At 53.5% G+C, this 22,797-nt stretch carries 17 protein-coding genes and 1 tRNA gene; 11 read left to right on the plus strand and 7 right to left on the minus strand.

The window, feature by feature from the left end:
- Positions 1 to 31: 31 nt before the first annotated feature.
- Positions 32 to 1,639 carry an NFACT RNA binding domain-containing protein gene (locus QA596_03620; protein MDG5766544.1) on the minus strand — a complete coding sequence of 536 codons (1,608 nt, stop codon included), beginning with the start codon at positions 1,637 to 1,639 and terminating at the stop codon, positions 32 to 34.
- 47 nt (positions 1,640 to 1,686) lie between these two features.
- Between QA596_03620 and QA596_03625 the strand changes: the two genes are divergently transcribed.
- Complete coding sequence (locus QA596_03625; GenBank protein MDG5766545.1) at positions 1,687 to 2,334, plus strand: hypothetical protein; 648 nt, start codon at positions 1,687 to 1,689, stop codon at positions 2,332 to 2,334.
- 346 nt (positions 2,335 to 2,680) lie between these two features.
- Here the strand turns inward: QA596_03625 and QA596_03630 are convergent, their stop codons facing one another.
- The gene (locus QA596_03630; GenBank protein ID MDG5766546.1) at positions 2,681 to 3,403 is read right to left on the minus strand and encodes a hypothetical protein; all 723 of its coding nucleotides are present in this window, start codon (positions 3,401 to 3,403) and stop codon (positions 2,681 to 2,683) included.
- A 232-nt stretch (positions 3,404 to 3,635) separates the two neighbouring features.
- Positions 3,636 to 3,923 carry an integration host factor subunit beta gene (locus tag QA596_03635; GenBank protein ID MDG5766547.1) on the minus strand — a complete coding sequence of 96 codons (288 nt, stop codon included), beginning with the start codon at positions 3,921 to 3,923 and terminating at the stop codon, positions 3,636 to 3,638.
- A 291-nt stretch (positions 3,924 to 4,214) separates the two neighbouring features.
- On the opposite strand from QA596_03635, the gene QA596_03640 reads away from it, so the two are divergent.
- Genes QA596_03640 through QA596_03655 form a run of 4 tightly spaced genes read left to right on the plus strand, consistent with a single transcriptional unit; the run spans position 4,215 to position 8,511 of the window.
- Positions 4,215 to 5,852, plus strand: coding sequence for a sodium:alanine symporter family protein (locus tag QA596_03640; protein MDG5766548.1), 1,638 nt, complete (start codon positions 4,215 to 4,217; stop codon positions 5,850 to 5,852).
- A 16-nt stretch (positions 5,853 to 5,868) separates the two neighbouring features.
- Positions 5,869 to 6,504, plus strand: a complete 636-nt coding sequence (upp, locus tag QA596_03645; GenBank protein ID MDG5766549.1) for a uracil phosphoribosyltransferase — start codon at positions 5,869 to 5,871, stop codon at positions 6,502 to 6,504.
- Complete coding sequence (gene lptC, locus QA596_03650; protein MDG5766550.1) at positions 6,491 to 7,084, plus strand: LPS export ABC transporter periplasmic protein LptC; 594 nt, start codon at positions 6,491 to 6,493, stop codon at positions 7,082 to 7,084. The genes upp and lptC overlap by 14 nt, the downstream gene beginning before the upstream one ends.
- Positions 7,085 to 7,095: 11 nt before the next feature.
- Entirely contained in the window at positions 7,096 to 8,511 is a 1,416-nt protein-coding gene (locus QA596_03655) for an OstA-like protein (protein ID MDG5766551.1), read from the plus strand.
- Between the two features lie 217 nt (positions 8,512 to 8,728).
- Here QA596_03655 and QA596_03660 read toward each other — a convergent pair whose 3' ends face one another.
- Positions 8,729 to 10,858: an elongation factor G gene (locus QA596_03660; GenBank protein MDG5766552.1), complete on the minus strand. Its 2,130-nt coding sequence runs from the start codon at positions 10,856 to 10,858 to the stop codon at positions 8,729 to 8,731.
- Positions 10,859 to 11,125: 267 nt separating this feature from the next.
- On the opposite strand from QA596_03660, the gene QA596_03665 reads away from it, so the two are divergent.
- The 4 genes from QA596_03665 to QA596_03680 all read left to right on the plus strand — a co-directional run bounded on the left by QA596_03665 (position 11,126) and on the right by QA596_03680 (position 17,041).
- Positions 11,126 to 12,130 (plus strand): asparaginase, encoded by a 1,005-nt coding sequence (locus QA596_03665; protein ID MDG5766553.1) that lies wholly within the window; start codon positions 11,126 to 11,128, stop codon positions 12,128 to 12,130.
- A 99-nt stretch (positions 12,131 to 12,229) separates the two neighbouring features.
- Positions 12,230 to 12,943 carry a ribonuclease H-like domain-containing protein gene (locus tag QA596_03670; protein MDG5766554.1) on the plus strand — a complete coding sequence of 238 codons (714 nt, stop codon included), beginning with the start codon at positions 12,230 to 12,232 and terminating at the stop codon, positions 12,941 to 12,943.
- A 118-nt stretch (positions 12,944 to 13,061) separates the two neighbouring features.
- Complete coding sequence (locus tag QA596_03675) at positions 13,062 to 15,671, plus strand: S9 family peptidase (GenBank protein MDG5766555.1); 2,610 nt, start codon at positions 13,062 to 13,064, stop codon at positions 15,669 to 15,671.
- Between the two features lie 182 nt (positions 15,672 to 15,853).
- Positions 15,854 to 17,041, plus strand: a complete 1,188-nt coding sequence (locus QA596_03680; GenBank protein ID MDG5766556.1) for an SPOR domain-containing protein — start codon at positions 15,854 to 15,856, stop codon at positions 17,039 to 17,041.
- 45 nt (positions 17,042 to 17,086) lie between these two features.
- Here QA596_03680 and QA596_03685 read toward each other — a convergent pair whose 3' ends face one another.
- On the minus strand, positions 17,087 to 18,133 hold the full coding sequence (locus QA596_03685) for a lipoate--protein ligase (protein ID MDG5766557.1): 1,047 nt from the start codon (positions 18,131 to 18,133) through the stop codon (positions 17,087 to 17,089).
- A gap of 81 nt (positions 18,134 to 18,214) precedes the next feature.
- On the opposite strand from QA596_03685, the gene QA596_03690 reads away from it, so the two are divergent.
- Positions 18,215 to 18,391, plus strand: coding sequence for a zinc ribbon domain-containing protein (locus QA596_03690; GenBank protein ID MDG5766558.1), 177 nt, complete (start codon positions 18,215 to 18,217; stop codon positions 18,389 to 18,391).
- Here the strand turns inward: QA596_03690 and QA596_03695 are convergent.
- Both QA596_03695 and ftsH read right to left on the minus strand, forming a co-directional pair.
- Entirely contained in the window at positions 18,378 to 19,877 is a 1,500-nt protein-coding gene (locus QA596_03695) for a M20 family peptidase (GenBank protein ID MDG5766559.1), read from the minus strand. The two genes, QA596_03690 and QA596_03695, sit on opposite strands and share 14 nt — an antisense overlap.
- A gap of 154 nt (positions 19,878 to 20,031) precedes the next feature.
- Entirely contained in the window at positions 20,032 to 22,242 is a 2,211-nt protein-coding gene (ftsH, locus tag QA596_03700) for an ATP-dependent zinc metalloprotease FtsH (protein MDG5766560.1), read from the minus strand.
- Between the two features lie 297 nt (positions 22,243 to 22,539).
- Here ftsH and QA596_03705 point away from each other — a divergent pair.
- Positions 22,540 to 22,621: transfer RNA gene (locus QA596_03705), tRNA-Leu, on the plus strand.
- Positions 22,622 to 22,797: the final 176 nt, after the last annotated feature.

Genomic DNA, 22,797 nt, shown 5'->3' on the forward strand with positions numbered 1-22,797 from the left:
GATTCTGAATCGTATTGAGCTGCCGGCGGGATTATTCGCGTTCCGGTTTTACAGGCTCGACCATTTCCACCCGCTCACCGGTTACCGTTACCTCACCGGGCCTGGCCCCTTTTGGCTTGCGGACATGCTTGCGTTTGGCCATCATTACCGGTACCAGTGACGAGCCCGATTGTTTGGAATAGGCCGCCGCACAGGCCGCAGCACCGAGAAGCAGACTGCGGTCGGGCCAGTCCGCCGCTCCCCGGTTCCGGACAATAACGTGGGAACCGGCCGTTCCCCTGGCATGCATCCAGATATCTTCCTTGTGGGCACGTTTGAGCAGCTCATCGTTGCTCTTTGCACTTTTCCCAATCCAGACCTCATATCCCTGAATGGTCATTTCACGAAAAGGTCTCGCCTCCTGTTTTTCACCGGAAGAAGCCAGGCCAAACTTCTGCAGCTGCTCTCCCCGCCTCTTTACCCATTTCTCCAGCTCGGACGGATGTTCAATTCTTTCCAGTTCCTCCGCCATCCTGGAAAGGTCATCTTGCTGGGCAGCCACCATTTTTCTGTTTTTGGCGGACAGGGAGGCCTCCCGCCGCAACGCCGCGGATTTGTCATAATACCGGTTTGACGCGTCGATCAGCGTTTCACCCGGCCGTACCGGGATGGCGATCTTCTGCTCCGGGTTATCCCATCCGGATACTGTCACGTGGTCAGCGGTTACCGGATTCCCGGGATCGGGCTGGCTCATCAGCATATGTCCGTATTGCTGGAAGGTATCAGACTTCTGCACCAGTTCCGGCGCCCTGCGGTATTGTTCCTCCTGTTTTTTCAGACTGCCGATTTTTTTCTGAAGCATTTTCAGCAATACATTTTTCCTTGGCAAAAGCCGGTACTTCCGGTTTTCGGAGAGGAACAGAAAACGCACCGCATCGTTGACCGAGTCGAAGGTGTGTTCGGGAGGATGTGACAGATAGCGGCGGGGCAGCAGACTCAGGTTGCCTTCTGCCGTTACAGAAACCTCCTCCGGATTCAGCAGATGGTGCCTTAGCTCATGAATTTTGCGAGTCAACGCCTCCGGCGACAGTTCGTCAAGCCGGCATGTATCCGTCAGATCCGGAATCAATCCGCGCGGGAACTGTCTGTCTACGGCAATAACGCGTTTCCTGATCGGGAGCGATGCAAGGTCTTCATCTTCCCGAACATCCCCGTGCCGAAGCGGCTGGTGCGGCTCGGGGGCGGGATTTCCCCTGTTCCCTGCAGAATCCTTGAATGATGCAAGTATAACCCCCTCATGAACCAGGAACACATTGGGCCGGCTGCTGAACGGCTTGAAAAGGAGTTCCAGGGATGCGCCTTCAAAACCTGTCCGTATCAGCCGGTCGGCCTGGGAAACAAGCTCAAATTCCAGAACCTTGAGCCCGTAAATCTCGGGGAAAAAAGATGCGGTATTATGTGAAGGTTTCCCGGTTCTGCCATCCAGAAACAGGGCCGTTCCGGGCGAAGAAGCCGAAAAGGTCAGTTTACCGGCCCCCTCGTGATCAAAATAGATATCCAGCTGATCTTTTCGGTAAGATGACACATCCCTTACGATCATTCCGGAAATTTTGTATCTTAGCTCTTCGACCAGATATTGTAATGTGTAAAAATTATTCATACTGTTTTTAAAAGGTAAGAAGCGCTTCTCAAGCTTAAAGTATAACTATGAATTACCCCATATTCAGCTTGATTGTAAATCAAATCGAAAACCGGTTCTCAGAGAGAGGAATCAATGTTGAGCAGTTTCGCGTATGGAATGAAAACAAGATCAACGCGACCGGACTGGAAATCGTGATGAATCTTTCCACACGTTCAGATCATATCAGAAAAATGGCGGTCAACCTGGACTGGGACAAGTTCCGGGAAGCGGGCCTGGCAAAACAACTACCCGGTATGGAAAAACACCCGCTGCTGAATGATGAGGCGTTCTCGGGTAAAAAACTCTCCCCGTATATCGATGTTGAAACCGTGTGGCATTTCAATGAGGAAAAGCTGTACAGCAAACTCGACTCAACCGTTGGAAACCGTCGCATAGAAGCGGCCAGTCACTGGATGGAGCATATCAACAGGGAGTTGAAAAAAGTGCTCTCTGAGGATAACCTGATTACCCGCTGGCATGTGGAAATCGAGGGTGACCTGAACGGCCGCTTTGTGACAGACATGAGCCTGATCTCCTACAGGCAAATTCATCTCGAGGACTTCAAATCACTGAATGAAGTCCATCGCCATGTGGCTCAAAACCTGCAGAACATTCTCCTTCGTACGGATGAAGTCCTCAAAATAGCTTCCAGAACACTGGAATTGGCGGCCTGACAGGCCTGCCGCGGCTTAGCCGATGCTACGGGTCGGGTACTTGCGCTACGGAACAGAAGTGCAGTAATCGTCATCTCGTCTCAACAAGATCTAATAACTGCTTTTACTGAATTCAATCCCACAGTAATAATGTTTCCACGTCCGGCTGATGCTTCAAAAGGAAACAGGCGGGCATGCGAACACACCCGCCTGTCGTATCGAAATAGTAAGTGATAAAAAAAGCTGTCCGGTGCTATTTCTTCTTGTGCCGGTTTTTTCTCAGTCTCTTCTTTCTTTTATGCTTAGAAATTTTTGCTCTTTTTCGTTTTTTTCCGCTTGGCATGCTTTTCGATGTTAAATGTTCGTATTAGTGAAAAAGTTCGTGATGATAACGGTCAAGATAGCCCTGCACCACCTGTTCCCATTCCGAATTCTCAGCGAGACTTAGTGTCTTGTCAAAATAGGCGACACTCTCGTCCGTATTGCCCGTCTGATGCAGTAATACGGCCATATTGAAATGGGCTCTGATGCTTCCGGGATCTGTTTCCAACGCCTTGTCAAGCGCCTCATACGCTTTTTCCGGCATTAGCAGGCTCAAATAAACAGCCGCCAGGTCTGTTCTCAGGCCCGGATCTTCCGGCCCGGCTTCAAGAGCTTTAATATACAGCGATTCCGCCTTTTGTGCGAGACTTTTTATTGCGGTGTCCCCCTCCTCTTTTCCTGCCGCTTCGAAGTAAAGGCCGGCAGCCAGTATGTAATCCTCACGATCCTCTGTAAGGCGCGCCCTTCGGGCGGCATACTCTGCGGCGCTGTCCGGGAGTCCGGCATCGGTGTATATGCGAATCAGCTCACCGTAATAGGGAAGACGGGTTCGGCTTCGCTGCAGGGTGTCAAGCACGGAATGAATGTAGCCAACCCTCTGTTCGTCAATTGAAGGCGGACTTGGTTCCGCCACATTGCCCCGAATTTCGCCGGAATCGGCCTTATATGTTTCGCTGTCACCGGGGCTTCGGCTGTCCCAGTATATTACGAAGGCAAGTGCTGTAATGGTCACGCCAAGAACGACCAGAATAAACCAGCGATTAAACATGTAAATAGAGTGATTATGAGCTGTTGCTTCGGATTTGACTCAATCCTACGATGTGCGGATCGCGATTGTTGACGGTGCCACATTTCGCCATTGCACAATCGCAATAACGGATACCGTTGCACCAAACCGGACTGTTCATAATGCAAAAAAAAATATCCGGCGCTACTGCAAGAGCATGTACCGGATATTTATGAAATATACGATTCTCAGGTGAATATATACTACAGCCAGATTACGAGTTCCACTGGCTGTTCACCCCCTGCTTAAACTCCTTGGAGACTTTGAGTACGGGAACATGCTGCTCTGGCACCGTAACTTCCTCGTTGGTCTTCGGGTTTCGGGCAATTCTTTTGGCTCTTTTGACCACCTTGAAAGTACCGAAGCCTCTGAGTTCTATTTTCTCACCTTTTTTCAGCGATTCAATCACTGTATTCAGAAAACCATTTACTACGGCTTCTGTTTCAATTTTGGTGATTCCTGTGTTTGAGGCGATGATTTCAACGATGTCTGCCTTTGTCATAGCTATCTGATTTTTGTTGTGGAATATGCTTCGCAACTTCTTTATGTAGAAGTAATTACGACTATACTAACAAAATTTGGCGCACAGGGTTCCCGGAAAAGGTCGATTCTTGCAAAAAAAACATGAATATGAGTTCGGCTTTTTTCATGTAAGGCAAAAAATACCTATCATTTCCGGGTAGTTGTCCTGTCGAACGGGTTGCGCAGATTGTCCGGTTGAACCTCGTCATAAACCGTTCTTCGCCTTGTTTTCGCTGATCAACCCATCTCCCGAAATTCATAATCCACACGTATGGAGTTGTTTGAAACAGTTATAAACACCCTCGAAAAACTTGTCTGGAATACCCCCGAAACAATGCCGCTCATGGTGATCGCGCTGTTGAGTTTCGGGTTGTTCATAACACTTCGCCTCGGATTCATCCAGGTCAGGAAGTTCAGACATGGTCTGCAGGTTCTCTCGGGAAAGTATCATGACAAACGGGATGACGGTGACGTCAATCACTTCCAGGCACTGAGTACGGCACTGTCCGCTACCGTAGGTATCGGCAATATCGCGGGTGTGGCGCTCGCCATCCACTTCGGCGGACCCGGTGCACTTTTCTGGATGTGGCTGACAGCCATTTTCGGAATGGCCATCAAGTACAGCGAATGTACCCTGGGCACAATATATCGCCGGAAAAATGCCGATGGATCCGTTTCCGGCGGCCCCATGTATTACATCGAGCGAGGCCTCGGGAAAAGATGGAAATGGCTTGCTGTGGCATTCGCCTCCTTCGCGGTCATATGCTCATTCCTCACCGGTAACGGTGTACAGGCAAACTCGGTGGCCGATGCCATGCAAAGCACCTTCGGCATTCCAAAAGTACTTACCGGCCTGGCTACCGCTACCGCTGTGGGACTGGTCATTATCGGAGGTATCAAGCGAATCGGTATTGTTACGGCCCGCCTGGTTCCCGTTATGGCCGCTTTCTACCTCATCGGCGCGATGATCATCCTGATCATTCACCACACCGAGCTCCTTCCCTCGCTCGCGCTCATCTTTACTTCCGCATTCTCCCCCGAAGCCGGAGCCTTCGGAATCGGTGGCGGCGCGTTCATGGTCACTTTCGTCTGGGGTATCCGCCGCGGACTCTTCTCCAATGAAGCCGGACAGGGATCCGCGCCCATCGCTCATGCAGCATCCAAAACCGATCAGCCGGTAAGAGTAGGCGTTGTGGCGCTGATGGAACCTTTCATCGACACCATTATCATCTGTACGATGACCGGCCTGGTCATCATCACCACTGCATCCTGGGATACCCACCACCCGGCCAACCTGAACCTCAACCACCAGGAACTTGCTTTCGTCGTTCAGCAGGATACCGGGGAATCCGACAGCCAAACCATCCATATCGAGCAGGGACTTCCCGTCGACGGGGAGATCCTCTATTACGGATATCCTGTTGATACCCTCTTTACCGATGCCGAAAGAGCTTTCCCATTTACAGGCTCTCTGGTCATTGGAGTCGACGGCGCCCTTGCCTTCGACCGTGATGATGAGCCGCACACCCATCTGCATACCGGGGTCATCCAGAACGGCGCTCCGCTTACCGCCGCAGCCTTTGAGCGGGGTTTGTCCCCCTTGTTCCCTGGCGGACGATACCTGGTCACCATCTGCGTTTTGTTGTTCGCCATATCCACATCCATCAGCTGGAGCTACTACGGCGACCGATCCATCCAGTACCTGTTCGGTGACCGATCTATTTTTTATTATCGCATCGTCTATGTGCTCATGCATTTCACCGGCGCCATCGTTTCACTGGGCCTGGTCTGGACCTTCGGCGACATCATGCTCGGACTGATGACCCTGCCCAACCTCATCGCACTTTTTGCGCTTTCGGGCGTTGTATATAAAGCCACCCAAAAATATTTCGACAACCCGGATATTTAATTCAGAGCTATTTTCCATGATTTCTCCCGATTCCGTTACCATTGTGGACCATCCCGTGGTCGCGCGCGACCTCACCATCCTGCGCAACAGAGAAACCCCGCCCCCCGTTTTCAGGGCCGCACTGAGTAGAATTGCTATTATACTGGCCTATAATTCTTTAAAAGGCCTCCCCTTAAAAAAAGTTGAAGTAGAAACACCGATTCAGCTCACTGAAGGCTATGAACTGGACACGGAGATTGTCGTGGTGTCCATCCTTCGTGCCGGCCTCGGCCTGGTGGATGCCGTCACGCAGTTTATCCCGGAAGCCAAGATCGGCCATCTTGGGATGTACCGTGACGAGATTACCCATCAGCCGATCGACTATTATTCGAAACTCCCCAGAAATATCGAAAACAGCCATGTCCTGCTGGTAGATCCCATGCTGGCCACTGGCGGAAGTGCCGTCGACTCGGTGACCTTCCTCAAGAAGAAGGGGGCAACAAATATCCGCTTCATGTGCCTGATTTCCGCCCCTGAGGGCATTCGCCGCCTTCAGGAATCTCATCCCGATATCTCCATCATCACAGCCGCTGTCGATGAACGGCTGAATGAGGATGCCTTTATCGTACCCGGCCTGGGCGATGCCGGCGACCGCATTTTTGGAACAGTATAGCAATCACCCTGCCGTGCGAATACCGCTTGTCTTACTTTCGGTTTTGACCCTGGCGATGTTGCCGGGTGCATGCACCGACCTCTCCGATTATGACCGTGACCGGGTTTCCGACGCGGTATCCGATTCGCTGGTTTCCGTAACCGAATCCTGGAATATCAGTATGGATCTCATCGAAGACGGCTTGCGCACCGTGCGAGTTACAGCACCCTATGCCGCAACATTTTCCCGCGACGGAGAGACCGAGACGGAGCTCGAAGGCGAGGTTCATGTCGCTGTATTTGACACCGCCGGAACCGTCACCACCACGGTCCACAGCAAAGCCGCGCGGTATATCGGCTCACGGTCTGAATTTCATTTTCTGAGCGATGTGATCGTTAATACGGATGACGACCGCACTCTCTACACCGATTACCTGGAATGGTCGCAACGGAACCGGTCCATCCACACTCCGGAGTTTGTCATCATTGTGACTCCATCCGACAGCATTACCGGCTATGGCCTTGAAGGGACCGACGACCTTGCAAGCTATGTGCTCACCGAGGTCACCGGCGAATTCGACCTGGAACAAAGTCAACCCTGAGCATTCCGGCCATGAATACACGTTGCCTGTCCATTTACCAGTTGATGCTGCTTCCCGTTGTCATTCTGGCTCTGGCACCGATCTGGGCCTGCGAAACCGCCGAAGCCCAGAACCGGGTGCGCATCCTGCAATCCGACCGCCTGGAGGGAGTTGCCACCGAGGAGGGCCGGGTCAGGAAACTGATCGGCAACGTTCGGCTGGAGACCGACGATTTCTCCATCGTGTGCGACAGCGCCTGGCAATACCTTGACATCGACGAACTGGTGGCGTACGGAAATATTGAGATTGAATCGGACAGACAGCGCATTTGGGCCGAAAAGGCAACGTACGATCTGATTTCCGAAGTCACACTTTTTCAGGGAAGCGTTGTCATGCAGTCCGAAAGCGCCCTTTTGTTCAGTGAGGAGGTGTTCTACAGCTTCGCTACCGAAATTGCCCTGTTCCCGGAATTTCTTCGGCTGGAGGACGAGCGCGGCGTACTCCTCGCCGATTCCGGCTACTATTATAATGCCCTGGACAGCGCCGTTTTCCGCGGACATGTGCAACTGGCCGACACCCTTCAGTATATGGAAGCCGACAGCCTGTTTACCAACCGCAGGGATGACTACAACGAGCTGCACGGGCGCGTTTTCCTGAACGATGAAGAATACCGCACCAGCATCACAGGCGCACTGGTCATTTCCGATTCCACCGGTTACCGCCGTGTGGACGGTAACAGCCGCATGCGAAGAATCAACGAGGCCGGCACCGACACCACTTTCCTGTGGAGCGAATGGCTGGAAGTCCATCAGCGGGATACCATCAACACCTTTACCGCATACGATCGGGTGCATATCTGGGCGGAATCGTACAGCAGCCTCTCCGATACGGCACATTACAACGATGCCACCGAACTGTTCACGCTGAATGGAAGTCCGCGACTTTGGTATGACGAAATCCAGATCACCGGTCCGCGCATCAAAATTCAAATGGAGGAAGACAGTGTGCGGTATCTGGAATCGTTCAGAAGGCCCTTCGTAGTGCAAAACGACACCGGCATCAACCGGCTGAACCAGACCACCGGAGACACCCTGTTTATTCGTTTTGAGGCCGGCGTGGTCTCCTTCATGGAGGTCTATCCAAACGCGAATGTCATCTATTTCATCAAGGAGGGCGATGAGGCCGACGGTGCCATAGAACTGACTGCCGAATTCATAAAAATTCTGTTTGACGATGGCGAGCTGGAGGATGTGATCGCGCGAACCAACGTGGACGGCACCTACCACCCCGAATCCCCTGATGTCGAACATCGCCGGCTCGACGGCTTTGTCTGGGAACCGGAACGGCGGCCGGAACGCCCCGAGGATGTATGGATACCCAGGCTGCCGCCCATTCCCGACGACAGGCCTTTCGATCTGCCGGAGCGTTTCCGCCCGTGGAACCAGTAAAGCGGGCAAGCTGGACAGGACCGTCCCATCGCAGGGCCGCCTGATACCGGGTCAGCGGGTACATCGGCCATCCACCCGAATGAAACGGGTTACGGGGAAGCCGCCGTACCAAGCGCAAAAAAACGCCTGAAACAGCACGGGCCCTCTTCTGCGGTTTTGGATCCACGTTCGCGTTCGCCGAAACCAAAACACAGAAAAGAGCCCGTAAGAGTCAGTGTCAGGAGTCTTCCTCCATTTCGGCCGTCTCCTTCATGACACGCTCCTGAATATCGTGCGGAACCGGCGCATAGCCATGGAATGTGCGCATGTGCGTTGCGCGTCCCTGTGTCATGGACCGCAAATGGGTCGCATAGCGATACAGTTCGGCAAGCGGTACAATGGCCTTGACTTTCTGGAAGGTGCCTTCCGAGTCCATGCCCTGAACCTGGCCGCGTCGCGTGGAAAGGTCGCTCATCACATCCCCCATATACTCTGCGGGAACCGTCACTTCCACTTCGTAAATCGGCTCCAGGAGCTGCGGTTTGGCTTCGAGGAACCCTTTGCGGAACGCCATAAGGGAGGCGGTTTTAAAAGCGGCCTCGTTGGAGTCCACCGTATGCATGGAACCGTCGAATACCGATACCCGGATATCCCGTGCGCGGCAACCGGAAAGCGGTCCGTTTTCCATCTTGTCCATAACCCCTTTCAAAATGGCGGGCATGAAACGGGCGTCGATAACCCCTCCGACGATACAGTTCTGGAATATCAGCTTGCCGCCCCACTCCAGTTCAATCTCCTGGGTATCCCTGACGGAAACATCGGGCGTAGGCGGCATTCCCTCTTCATAGGGCTCCAGATAGAGGAACACCTCCCCGTACTGGCCGGCGCCCCCCGATTGCTTCTTATGCCGGTATTGAGTTTTGACCCCCTTGGTGATGGTTTCACGATAGGGAATGGCCGGCTCGTAAAACTCGGGATGCAGCTTGAACCGCGTTTCCAGAATATTCTTCACAACGTTCAGATGCTCTTCGCCCTGCCCACTCAAAATAATTTGCTTCAGCTCCATGCTGTTCTCAACATGCAGTGATGGGTCTTCCCGTTGAATCTGGTTGAGCGCCGATCCGATTTTCTCCTCTTCCCCTTTTTCCCTGGAGCGGACGGCCATCCGTTCGGTGGGCTCGGGATAGGTGATTTTCGAAACTCCGATATCCAGGCTTTTGTCGCGGAGGGTATCGCCCACACCGGCGTCTTTGAGTTTCACAACGGCTGCGATATCGCCGGCATGCACCTCGGAGATATCCACACGTTTGCCGCCTTGTGTCAGAAACAGGTTACCCAGCCGGTTGGATGAGCCTTTGGTATGGTTGATCAGGTCGTCTCCGGTCTTGAGTGTTCCGCCATACGCCTTGAAAAAGGTAAGATCGCCAACATGCTCTTCGGAAACCGTCTTAAACAGGAAAGCCATGCTTTTCTGGTCGGGATCGACGGTAAGCTCTTCTCCCTTGTCGTCGGTATCCGGATTGGCTTCCAGCGGGTTGGGTATTACGTTGTCGATAAAGCCCATCACCCTTCCGGATCCCATATTGCGCTCGGCCGAAAGGCAGAACATCGGGAAGATCTGCCGGTTCAGCATCGCTTTTTTGAGGCCTTCCACCATCTCATCCTCGTCGAGGTGCCCCTTCTCAAAATAGAGATCCATGAGGGTCTCGTCGTTTTCGGCGATGGTTTCCACCAGGTCGTTGTGTTGCAGCTCCGCCTGGCTTTTCTGGGTTTCCGGCACCGGCAGCTTGTCCGGGCGTCCTCCCTCCTCTGAAAACTCGTACATCTGCATCTTGAGCACATCTATGATGTTGGAAAACCCCTCGCCTTCTTCATAGGGATACTGCACGGGAACCACTTCCCTGCCGAAACGCTCTTTGCACAAATCCACGACACCCTGGTAATCCGAGTTGGCGTGATCCACCTTGTTGACGATCAGAAAGGCCGGTTTATTCATTTTGGCTACGATATTCCAGAGCACTTCCGTACCGACTTCAACTCCGTGTTCCGCGTCCAGTACAAAAACGGCGGCATCAGCCACTTTAAGCGCATTGACCACTTCCCCGACATAGTCGGCCGTACCCGGCGTATCGATAACATTAATTTTAGTACCCCGCCAGTCGAGATGCATAAACGAGCTGTAGACGGACTTCTGCTTCTCTTTTTCGATGGGATGATAATCCGAAACCGTGTTGGATTCTTCCACACTTCCCCTGCGCTTGGTCATGCCGGATTCGAACAGCATGGTTTCGGCAAGTGTGGTTTTACCCGAACCGGAATGTCCGAGCAGTACAATGTTTCTGATCTTCCTGGGCTGATACACATTCATGAGCGTTACTCCGTTTCTTAAAGACTGTCAGTTCAACTTTTTGCCTGAATTAGTAATAACTTCGTTGTAATATGGCGCTGTTAAAATGTTTAAATGATACTGCCGCACCGCGACGTTCAGAAATACAAAGCCTCTGTTTTGTCCGATGGCTCCATCTGCCGGAGCATAGCGGAATTACATGAACCTGTAAAAGGGCTTTTGCAAGCGACGTAGGTCAAAGTAACTTTTTGGAAACCTTTTGGCAATAACCATGACGCACCATTTGCAATGAAACGCATCCTGATACTTCATACCGGCGGAACCATTACCATGCAACTGCATGATAATACAATAGATGCCACGGATTCCAGTCAGCCGTTCAATCTGGCTTTTTTTGAAGAACAAATTCCGGGGTTGCAGGAAATTGCCCGAATTGCCTCTGAAACCCTTTTTCTTGAGGACAGCTCCAACATGCTGCCTTCGCACTGGGCAAACATCGCCGGGGTGATTGATGATAATTACGCGCGATATGACGGATTTGTCATCCTCCACGGCACCGATACCATGGCCTATACCGCCTCGGCCCTCTCCTTCTGCTTTGAAAACCTCGAGAAGCCGATCGTGTTAACCGGAAGTCAGGTTCCCCTGGGCAACCGCCGAACCGACGCGAGGCGCAACCTTATCAATTCGGTTGAACTTGCCACCCTCAATATTCCGGAAGTATGCATCTGTTTCAATGATCGGGTGTATCGGGGCAATCGCGCAACCAAGATCAGTATCGGGGACTTTGACGCGTTTTCTTCTCCGAATCATCCGGTTCTGGCGGAATTTGGTCTCAAGCTCTCGATTCATACCAGCTACCGGCCCGGCTCCGGCCCCTTTGCAACTTCCGCCCGGTTTGATCCCGGCATCCGGCTGGTCAAACTGTTCCCCGGAATGGAGGGCTCATGGATGTTTCCGGAAACTGCCGATGCCTGCCGGGGCGTTGTTGTGGAAGCCTATGGCAGCGGTAACATCCCCTACGGGAGGCAACAGAGCATCATGCCGGCCCTGAAACGCTATATCGACAGCGGCGGCGTGGCCGTGATCACCTCCCAGGCCCTGCACGATGAAGTGGACCTGAACAAATACGAAGGCGGCCGGATGGCATTGAAATACGGCGCCGTCTCCGGAGGCGATATGACGACCGAGGCATGCGTCTCCAAATTGATGTATCTTCTGGCTCACCATAGCGATGTTCAATCCGTGAAGGAACGGTTCCGGATGAATCTTGCCGGAGAGCGAAGCACATGAGTCTGCCCCGTATACTTCCTGAACCGTGTGGTTACATACACCGGTGCCAAACGGATACTATTTACCGACCGGCACCCTTAAATCCCAAATCCGCTGTCCATGTTTTTTGTTTTCGACATTGAATCCATTCCCGACATCCCTTTCCTGAGATCCCTTCTGGAGAACCCGCCCGACGATGACCAGGAGCTTCTCGAACTGGCAGCTGAAGAGTTCGGCCGGGGCAAATCCGGCTTCCTGCCGCCCATGTATCACCACATGGTCTCCTGGGTCGGCCTCTGGGTCACCTCCTCCGGTGAACCGAAACAGAAAGTGGCCTGGAGCGGCAAAAATGAGCGCGAAGGCCTTGTAGCCCTCATCAACACGCTGCGAACCTACAAGGACTTCGGACTCATCCACCATAATGGCAAAGGGTTTGACCTGCCGCTGATCACCTACAGAGCCATGAAACACGGGCTGCAACTCCCTTCCCGCTTGAGCAATCATGATATCCGCTATCGCTTCAGCAAGCACAACCTCGACCTGATGGATGAGTTCAGTAATTTCGGAGCCAGCAGCTACCCCAAACTGAAACATATCGGAACCCTGATCGGTATGCCCGTCAAAGTAACGGGGCAAGGCGATGAAGTCCTGGAAATGTACCGCAACGACCAGCTGGACCGCATCGAGCACTATTGCTATGAAGATGTCATGGCAACCTACCTGATCTGGCTCCACCTTCAGTTCACCAACGGCATCCTGCAGGAAACCGACTTCAACAACCTTAAATCAAGAGCGCTTTCCAAGTTGCGGGAAATCCAGGAAAACACACCGTGAACCCGGCCTGAAAACCGCTGTCACAGGTCCGCGCTCCTGCCGCAATCCAAAGGGAACAGACCTGGAAAGTGTCTTGCACCCACAGCATAACAGTTATCATATAACAACACTTATTCATATGCCAGTTAATAAATTAGCAATATTTGCCACCCTCTTGCTTATTCTGTTTTCAACCCGGGATGTTTCGGCACGTGACACGGTTCATGTGGTGGATGAGTGGCTGATTGCCGGCCCGGCCCGGTATCACAGTCCGGCTTATTCCGATGTTCCGGGCATGGACGGCGAAGCCTGGAGTGTCCGGCAGCTGCTTGCATCAGACCTTCACAAATACAGCGCCTGGCAACCGGTCGAGGGAGGCACTATCGACTGGACCCGTGACCGGTCGCTTCAATGGAAACATGTGCTTACCGAAGACGGAACGGCGGTTGTACTGCCGGCTGGCGACACTGACCGACATTCGGTATACTGGGCATCGGTTAATATTTGCGCAGACAGATGGCTGAAAGCCGATCTCACACTTGAAAGCAGGGCCATGCTGCGCGTTTTCCTGAATGGTGAAGAGATAGCCTCCAAAACATCCCCAGAAGATGATGAATCGTCGCCCGGCGCGTTATCCCATTCGCTGAAGCTTTCAAAAGGAACCCATCAGTTGCTGGTTAAAGTCGTGATACCGGCGAGAAGCGGTATGGCGTCCGCGACCCTGGAAGCTTCCCTGGATGCCGGTGCACATTCAGGCGCCCTGTCACACTCCATCACACCGGAACGTACCCTGGCGCTGCGCGATCTCTCAAACTCGCCCCGGCCTGCCGGCATCTCGGTAAGTCCGGACGGTGAACTCGCCTCGGTCCACATTCGCCGCTCCCTCCCCCCCGACGGCACCACCGAGTCGTGGATCGACATCAGGAGGGTTTCCGACGGCAGCATCTACAAACGGCTTGCGGGCGGTATGTCCGTGACCGGTATGCAGTGGGTTCCCGACGGCCGGCGTTTCAGCTACACCGAGAGCGGACGAAACGGAACCACCCTGTGGATGGTGGACCTGGAGACCGGCGAGAAGTCAGCGCTCCTGAAGGGAGTGGATAACTTTGCGGGCTATCAGTGGGCCCCGGATGCCTCCATGGTCATTTACAGCGTAACCGAAGAGTACGATCCCCGTGTGGATGGAGTCCTTCGCTACCACGGGCTCCAGGACCGCCGGCCCGGCTACCATGACCGCACCTATCTCCACCAGCTCAATGTCCCCGAAGGAACCACCCGCAGGCTCACCGCGGGGCGCCTCTCGACAACTCTCGGCGACATCCACCCGGACGGAACGAGCATTCTGTTTCAACGCTACCATGAGGTCTATGATGAACGGCCCTATGGCAAAACCGAGCATGTGCTCCTGAACCTGCGCTCGATGGAAACCGAAACCCTGTTCAAGCGTCCCTTTACCGGGGCCGGACGCTTCTCGCCTTTCGGCGATCAGATCCTTTTCACCGGCGGACCCGGAAGTTTCGGTGAAGCCGGCATCAACATCCCGGATACCCTGGTGGCCAACGAATACGACACCCAGGCCTACCTCTACGACATGGCCGACGGCACCATCACCTCCATAACGAGGGATTTCGATCCCAATATCATCGATGCTGCCTGGGACGACAGCGGCCGGTATCTCTATCTTGTGGTCGGAGAAGCTTCCTTCCGCAACCTGTACCGGTACGATACCACGCGCGGCGAGTTTCGTAAATACGGAGGCGGTCCGGATGTGATCCAGTCCTTCTCGCTCGCCCGCAACAAAGCCGTAGCGGCATTTACCGGTTCCGGAGCATCCGATCCGCCCAAAGCCTGGACGATCGACCTGACCCGGCGCAACCCGGTCGCATCCGTACTATATGATCCGGGAGCCGACGCTTACCGCCACATCCGGTTCGGGGATATCCGTCCATGGACCTTCACCAACCGGTTCGGGGAGGAGATCGACGGACACGTCTACTACCCGCCCGATTTTGACGCCTCCGAAACCTATCCGGTCATTGTCTACTATTACGGTGGTACAAGTCCGGTTGACAGAGCTTTCGGGGGGCGCTATCCAAAAGAGCTGTACGCATCCAAAGGCTATCTTGTCTATGTGCTTCAACCGAGCGGAGCCACCGGTTTCGGCCAGGAGTTCTCCGCCCGTCACGTAAATGATTGGGGAGAAATCGCGGGCCAGGAAATCATTGCCGGTGTTGGCGACTTTCTGGATGCTCATGAATACGCGGACCGGGAACGTGTCGGAGCCATCGGCGCCTCCTACGGCGGGTTTATGACCATGTACCTGCTTACCCAAACCGACCTGTTCGCGGCAGCCGTCTCCCACGCCGGCATCAGCAACCTTGCGTCCTACTGGGGTGAGGGGTTCTGGGGATATCAGTACAGCGGCGTGGCAACAGCCGACAGCTACCCATGGAACCGGCAGGATATCTATGTTGAACGCAGTCCGGTATTCCTGGCTGATCAAATCCATACCCCGCTTATGCTGGTCACGGGTATGTCCGACACCAATGTCCCGCCGGGTGAAAGCCTTCAAATGTTCACAGCCCTGAAGCTGCTCGGACGGGAAGTCGCTTTTGTCGCCATTGAAGAGCAGGATCACCACATCCTCGATTACAAAAAATACATCCACTGGAAAAGCGCCATCCTTGCCTGGTTTGACAAGTGGCTCAAGGAGGAATCTGAATGGTGGGAGGTTGAGATCAACCGATAATGGAGTATATTACCAGATAATTGTTGCGGTTTTTTTTATTACCGGATTTATCCATTTTGTTCGTACAATGGTACCATGATGGGCGGCTATTGGGTTGGAGACGCAGCCACGCCATCACCAGGAAATGATGTCATCAGTTTAAGCGTGACCGATTCTACCGGAAACTTCAAACCCTGTGAGTTATGAAAAAATTGCTATTGTCTGTAACACTTTTCACACTGGTATTCATCAATTACTCCGAAGCGCAGCAGGCAGCACCATCCAGCTGGAGTATCGACCTGCTGGGAGGAACCACCTTCGGCCATTTCACCTATGCATCGGAAATCACGCCACATGCAGGGATTCAATTTCGCTATTCTCTGAACCCTGTGGTCTCTCTATATGGAGCCGCAGGTGCAGGTCAGATTGAATACAAGCATGACGACAGATATACCATCAGCTACGAAAACGACTATTTCCACTACGGACTGGGTATGCGAATGAATATGCTGCGCATGCTTGCCGGCCCCAACGCCCTCACCAACCGGGTCGGTGTGTACAGCCTGGCCGGACTCGGAATTATGTACAGCGATGTTGAGGCCACCGGAGAGGTAGTGCCCGGCTTTCCGGGTCAAAGCTACACCGGCAATACACTGCTTTACAAACTGGGCGGCGGAATCACTCTGAAACTCGGCCGGCGCCTGGACTTTTTTGCACAGGCCGAGTGGAATATCGCCAACAGCGATCTGCTTGACGGATTTGAGTCGCCTGCCGGTCAGCCCGTAAGCGGAATCATGTCGAGCAACGACTCCTTTATCAACACCAGTGCCGGATTCAGTTTTAAACTCGGCAGCAGCAAAGCCCAACACGCCGACTGGTACGATCGTGACCACCGTGTGGATCCCCTGGCCATTCAGCTGCAGGAGACCATTCAGCACCTGGAAACCGAAGTTGAACTTACCGGAACCTCGACCGGGAACGCCCTTGAACGGATTCAGAATCTGCAGCGGGCTCTCGATGACATGACGCACCTTGTCGAATCCATTCATTCCGACCAGCTGTTGTCCCAGCATAATCGAATCGAGAATCTCAAGGTGCGGCTTGACATGATGGAAGAAGAACTGGCCGATATCGCTTCAGAAGAAAAGGTAGATGAGACGGTCGAGCGATTTTTCGTTGTCGGGGGAGCCTTCCGGATTCTGGACAATGCCGAAACACTGTACAAACAATTACAGGACAAAGGATATACGGATGCCGGCATCATTCGCGATCGAAGCCGGAATTTCTATCTGGTCGTTTTCAGTGGATACACCTCTCAGCAGGAAGCCAACAGAGCGCTGGAGCGCATCCGCAGAGAAGCCGATCCGAAAGCCTGGATTTACCGTCTGTAATTCGACGTCTCGCCAGGGGATCAACCGACGTATTGCCGATACGGATCAGGGCTCGTCTTCTCCATACAGGAGGCGGGCCAGATCTTCGGCAGCAACATGCTCCGGCAGCAATGCCCTGTTTTGATGCAGCGCCGATGCAATTTCTCCGGGCTCATATCTGATGCCTGACAGTATTTTCCCAATTTGGGATAACCTGTTCTCCTGTTGGCTGTCCATTGTAAAGGTCACTTCCGTGATGTTACCCTTGTTGACCTGCAGATGGACCGTATACGGACCGGCGGCTGTCCGGCCGTTGCGAGACACCTGAAACTTTGGTGACCGGCCTCTGTTCCATTCCCAGCTCAGGTATTTCGTTTCACGGATTTCATGGATTTCCCGGAGGTCGGATTCGCTCAACCCGTACCGGCGGATGGAGATGCCATCCATCACCAGGCCCTCCAGCAGCCTTTGGCGGAAGGTGTGGATGTCCATTGGGGCGGGCAGAAATTCCGTGATGTTCGCCACATTGCTGCGAACCGACTTGTGACTTCGGGAGGTGATATTGCGCATGCGGCCGGTCAGGGTTCGATCCACCTCTACGAGGTCAGCGTTAAAAAGCAGCGTTCCGTGGCTGACCATGCGCCCCCTTGAGGAAAACTGGGCATTGCCGGATATTTTTCTGCCACCGGCAAGGATGTCGTTCCGGTCATTCATTTCCGCCGGCACCCCGAGCGAGCGCAATACCTTCACCAGCGGCTCATTAAAGAACCGGAAGTTATGGAGCCGCGATTGTTCGTATTTAGTGATGAAGCTGAAATTCAGGTTCCCGGGATCGTGATAAACGGCGCCGCCGCCGGAGAGTCGCCGCAGCACCTGCACCCCCGTCTTACGGACATAAAAATCATCCACCTCCTCCAGGATGTTTTGATTTCGCCCGACAATCACCGAGGGGCTGTTCCGGTAGAGCAGCAGGTAGTCCCTGTCCTGTCTCAAATTGCGCAACGCATACTCTTCCAGTGCCAAATTAAACGCCGGATCCGTCCGGTCTTCGTTATCAATCCAGACAAAGGCGTCCAGGCTTTTCGGAGCGTTATTATATTCGGTTTTACACATGAGCGGCTATGGGGAATCCCGGGTTGCGGAAGGGATCAAAGATAATGAAATTCCATTTCACAGATCACTATATTCAATTCTATGTTTGGATCAAAAGAGAAGACCAGAGAATGCCCTTCCTGTGCACTGGAAGCCCCGGTGGATGCGGAGACCTGTCCGTTTTGCGGGTATGAGTTCCCACAGCAGCAGAAGGGTACCACCATCATGGCCTGGTTGTTTGTCGCGCTGATCGTCCTCTGGGTTATCACCCGCCTGTAGCAAAGGAGTTGCTCTCGGTGGTATTTTGAATCAGGCGGATGTAGAAGGCGATCATCTCCCCGAAATTCTGAATGGCGACACGCTCGTCGGTTCCGTGGATCCTGCTGCGGTCGTCGGGCCGCGCCCTGATGGGCCGAAACCGCAACAGGTTGTCTGTGACCTCGACGAAATGGCGGGAATCGGTGGCGGCAAGAAACATGGAGGGCGCTACCGGAACATTGGGAAATATCTCATGGATGGTGTGTTTGAGAGCCAGATAGGGTTCGCTCTGCGATGAGGAGATGGGGGAAGGTTCCCTGGCCCCTTCCATAACCCGAATCCGGATATGTTCATTTCTTATGGTTTCCCGCACATAGTCAACCACCTCCTGTACACTGTCGTCGGGATGGATCCGGAAATTGACGACGGCGCTCGCGGTTTGTGGCAATACATTTTCCTTTACCCCGGCATGGAACATGGTCGGCGCGGTGGTCGTTCTGAGTGCCGCATTGGTATGCGGGATGTATCCCAGCTGGTTCTCAATCATCCCGCCAAAAAGCCAGATATTGGACAGGGCAACGCGGTACAGAAAGGGAAGGTCGGGGGCTACCGGCTCAAACGTCTCCCTGAGCAAACCCGCAAAGCGCCCTTGCATCGGATTCTCCTTGAGTTTGTTGATGGCGGCGCTCAACGCTCCTATAGCCGTTTCCCTGGGCGGCATCGAAGAGTGTCCGCCTTCCTTGCGGATAGTCAGTTCCACACTGACATATCCTTTCTCAGCCACTCCGATCATGGCAATCGGATGATTCAGCCCCTCCATAATCTCTTCGGCGATCGGCATTCCCTCATCGGTTAAAAAAGCGATCTCCACACCACGCTCCAGCATCAGGTTAGCCACGTTCCGCGCACCCTGGCGACCGCCGATCTCTTCGTCGTGGTTCAGCGCGAGATAGATGGTACGGGTCGGTTCATATCCTCTGGAAATGAGATATTCAAATGCCTCGAGGTAGGAAAACGCTCCGCTTTTATCGTCGATAGCTCCTCGTCCCCAGATAAATCCACCGTCGATAACACCATCGTAGGGCGGATGCGTCCAGTCGTCTTCGGTACCGGGCTCAACGGGCACAACATCGTAATGCCCCTGGAACATGGCGGCCGGCAGATCGGTGTCGCTGCCCTCCCAGCGGTATAGCAGGGTGTAGCCGCTGACCCGCTCCATCTCGAAAGCATCATGCACACCGGGGTAGTTCTCGCGGATGAAATCAATAAAACCGTCAAACTCGGCCCGATACAAAAAAGAGAGTTCCTGGGTGGATATCGTCCGGAACCGGATTCCGGCCGAAAGCCTTTCCACGGCTCCCTCCAGATCGATGTCGTTGAAAACCACCTGCTCGGTATCCGGAATATCATGGCTCAGCTGATAAGCGCGGAAAAGTACAATTCCGGTTACAGCGACCAGGATCAGCAGTACTGTCAGCAGCGTCTTTTTCACAATTGAGATCAGCATGCGTCAGATTGTTTTGATGATCGTTCGGAATTTCCTCCGCAATCTTGTATGAACAGGTCCGGTCTGCGTTTTTGCCTGTCCATAAACAAAGTCTTCAGAAAAAGAACAACACGATTCCGACCTGCCGGCTGATCTCTACGGGGCGGGCGGATCATCAGGATTTATCGGCATCATCCGGAGTCGTATCCTTGCCGGACCGGGCGTTGCCGGTATCAGATTCATCTTTCTTATCGGTGCTGTGCCCGCTCTTGTTCTCTGCAGCTGTGCCTTTCCTGTTGTTGCCTGAGGTACCGTCGGTCAGGTTTTCAGATACATCATCACCGGACGAATCGGGAGTGCTCTTTTTCGAGGCGTCGGAAGAAGTGGTTTCAGAAGTTTTTGCCGCCTCATCGTTTTTTTTGCGATTGTTTGACCCGTTCTGACCTCCGATGCTACCGGCAACAGTCGTTTTCTTCGGGGTTCTCGGTTTTTTTCCGACCAGCTTGAGAATTTCGTTGCCCATCACCTCCTCTTTCTCAAGAAGGAGCTCGGCGAGTCCGTCGAAAGCCTTTTTGTGCTTCTTTAAAACTTCTTCGGCGCGGTTGTAGGCTTCCTCAAGGATGGCATTAACCGCCTTGTCGGCTTCGCGAGCGGTTTCATCGCTGTATTCCCGTTGTGTTCCCATCTGCTCTCCGAGAAACACCTCTTCCCGCTGACCACCAAGCGCGGTATAGCGGAACATATCGCTCATGCCCCAGTCCAGCACCATTTTTCGGGCCAGCTTGGTCACCTGCTTGAGATCGTTTTCTGCTCCGCTGGTAGCGGTATTAAAAATCATCCGCTCAGCGGCCCGTCCGCCCATTATAACGGCAAGGCGGTCCAGCAAATGCTCTTTGCGGTAGAGATACTGGTCGCGTTCGGGAAGCTGCTGTGTGACTCCCATGGCCTGGCCTCTGGGAATAATCGTAACCTTGTGCACTGGATCGGTATTGTCGAGCACAGCGGCAACAATGGCGTGTCCGGCCTCGTGGTAAGCCAGCATTCTGCGCTCCTCTTCATCGAGGACCACTCCTTTGCGTTCGAGGCCCATGAGGATCTTGTCCCGCGCCAGGTCGATGTCACGCTGGCTGATTTTATCCCGATCCTCCCTTGCGGTCATCATGGCCGCCTCATTCAGAAGATTTTCCAGGTCGGCACCGGTAAATCCGGGGGTACCCCGAGAGACGTTCTCAAAATCGACGTCATCGGCCAACGGCTTGTTGCGAGCGTGAATTTCCAGGATCTTGACCCGGTCCTCCTGCGATGGCAGGCCGACTTCCACCCTTCTGTTGAAACGTCCGGGCCGGAGCAGCGCCTTATCCAGGATATCAGGACGGTTGGTAGCCGCCATCACGATAACACTTTCATTGGCTTCAAATCCGTCCATTTCGGAGAGCAGCTGGTTCAGGGTCTGTTCCCGTTCGTCATGTCCGCCACCGAGACCTGCGCCACGGCGCCGGCCGATGGAGTCCAGCTCGTCAATAAAGATAATCGCAGGCGCGGCCTCCTTTGCATTCTTAAACATCTCCCGTACCCGCTTTGCACCGACACCGACCAGCATTTCCATGAAGTCTGATCCGGTGATGCTGTAAAACGGCACCCCGGCCTCTCCGGCTACGGCCCTGGCCATGAGCGTTTTTCCTGTACCCGGTGCCCCGTAAAGCAACACACCCTTCGGAACTTTCACACCCAGTTTTTCAAACTTTGACGGATCTTTCAGATAGGACACGATCTCCTGAAGCTCCCGCTTTGCTTCATCCCCGCCGGCAACGTCATCAAAGGTCGTTCTTTTACCGTCACCGGGCTTGTGGAGCTTGGCCTGACTCTTGCCAATCGAAAACATGCCCTGCCCCTGGGAATTCATACGGCGGTACCAGGTGATCGCGATGATAAGAATCAGCAGGAACGGCAGCGTCATGAACACAAAATAGAGCCAGGTATTATCCCTTTCGGGGATGGTAGTTACCTCGACGTTACTCTCCTCAAGAAGGTCCATAAGCCGGTCATCGCCAAAGGACGGGATATGAGTCACAAACTCAGTATATGAAATGGTGTCACCGTCTGCTGTGGTCCTGATAACGGCATCTCGTAACCGGCCCTCCACACGGTCTCCCTGAATCGTCACCTCGCTGACATTTTCGAGCTTGAGCTGGTTTCGGAAGGTGCTGTAGTTAATCTGATCCGGCGAAAATTGTCCGCCGTAATAGGAATACAGAATCCAGACACCCAGGATGGCCGCGATCAAAAAGTAGAACACCATGATTCGGGACGGGCCGGGCACCTGCTGTGACGGCTTGTTGGCTGCTCTTTTTCCGGAATATTCGTTTTTTTTCTGTTCTTTGGACACGTAACAATAGGTTTTTCGGGGTAGATACAAACTGTTAATATACGCAGAACCGGACTCAAAAGACATTCTCCGGTAACGGTTTCCACCAGACAACGGCCATTCAGGCCGCTTCACTTATCCTTTCCGGTTCACCGGTTGCCGAACCAATGGTGAAGCACACTTCGTTTGCTGCGCATCAAAAACCGTGCAGATAAATGGATGTGCATCTATAACGCTCTAATGGAACGATAGGTTTCGCAAGATTATTGAGAATTGGTGCCTGACTTTTTTCTCCGGATTGTGTAATTTGTAAATCTTGCCAGAGTGGCGGAACTGGTAGACGCGCACGACTCAAACTCGTGTGGCCTCGGCCGTGTGGGTTCGAGTCCCACCTCTGGTACGCTTCCAAAGGGATAACATGCTTTGCAGCAGTGTGTTATCCCTTTTTTTTTGACATTTTCTCCCTCCTGAACCCCGGCCTTTCTGCAAACCCGGCTGCCTGCTTTCCGGTCGGCCTGCACTTCATTTCAAGTGTGCAACCGATCCTACGGGCACCTTCTCGCGGATGCTCCCTGC

The sequence above is a fragment of the Balneolales bacterium ANBcel1 genome, from assembly GCA_029688905.1.
GTDB lineage: Bacteria > Bacteroidota > Rhodothermia > Balneolales > Natronogracilivirgulaceae > SLLW01.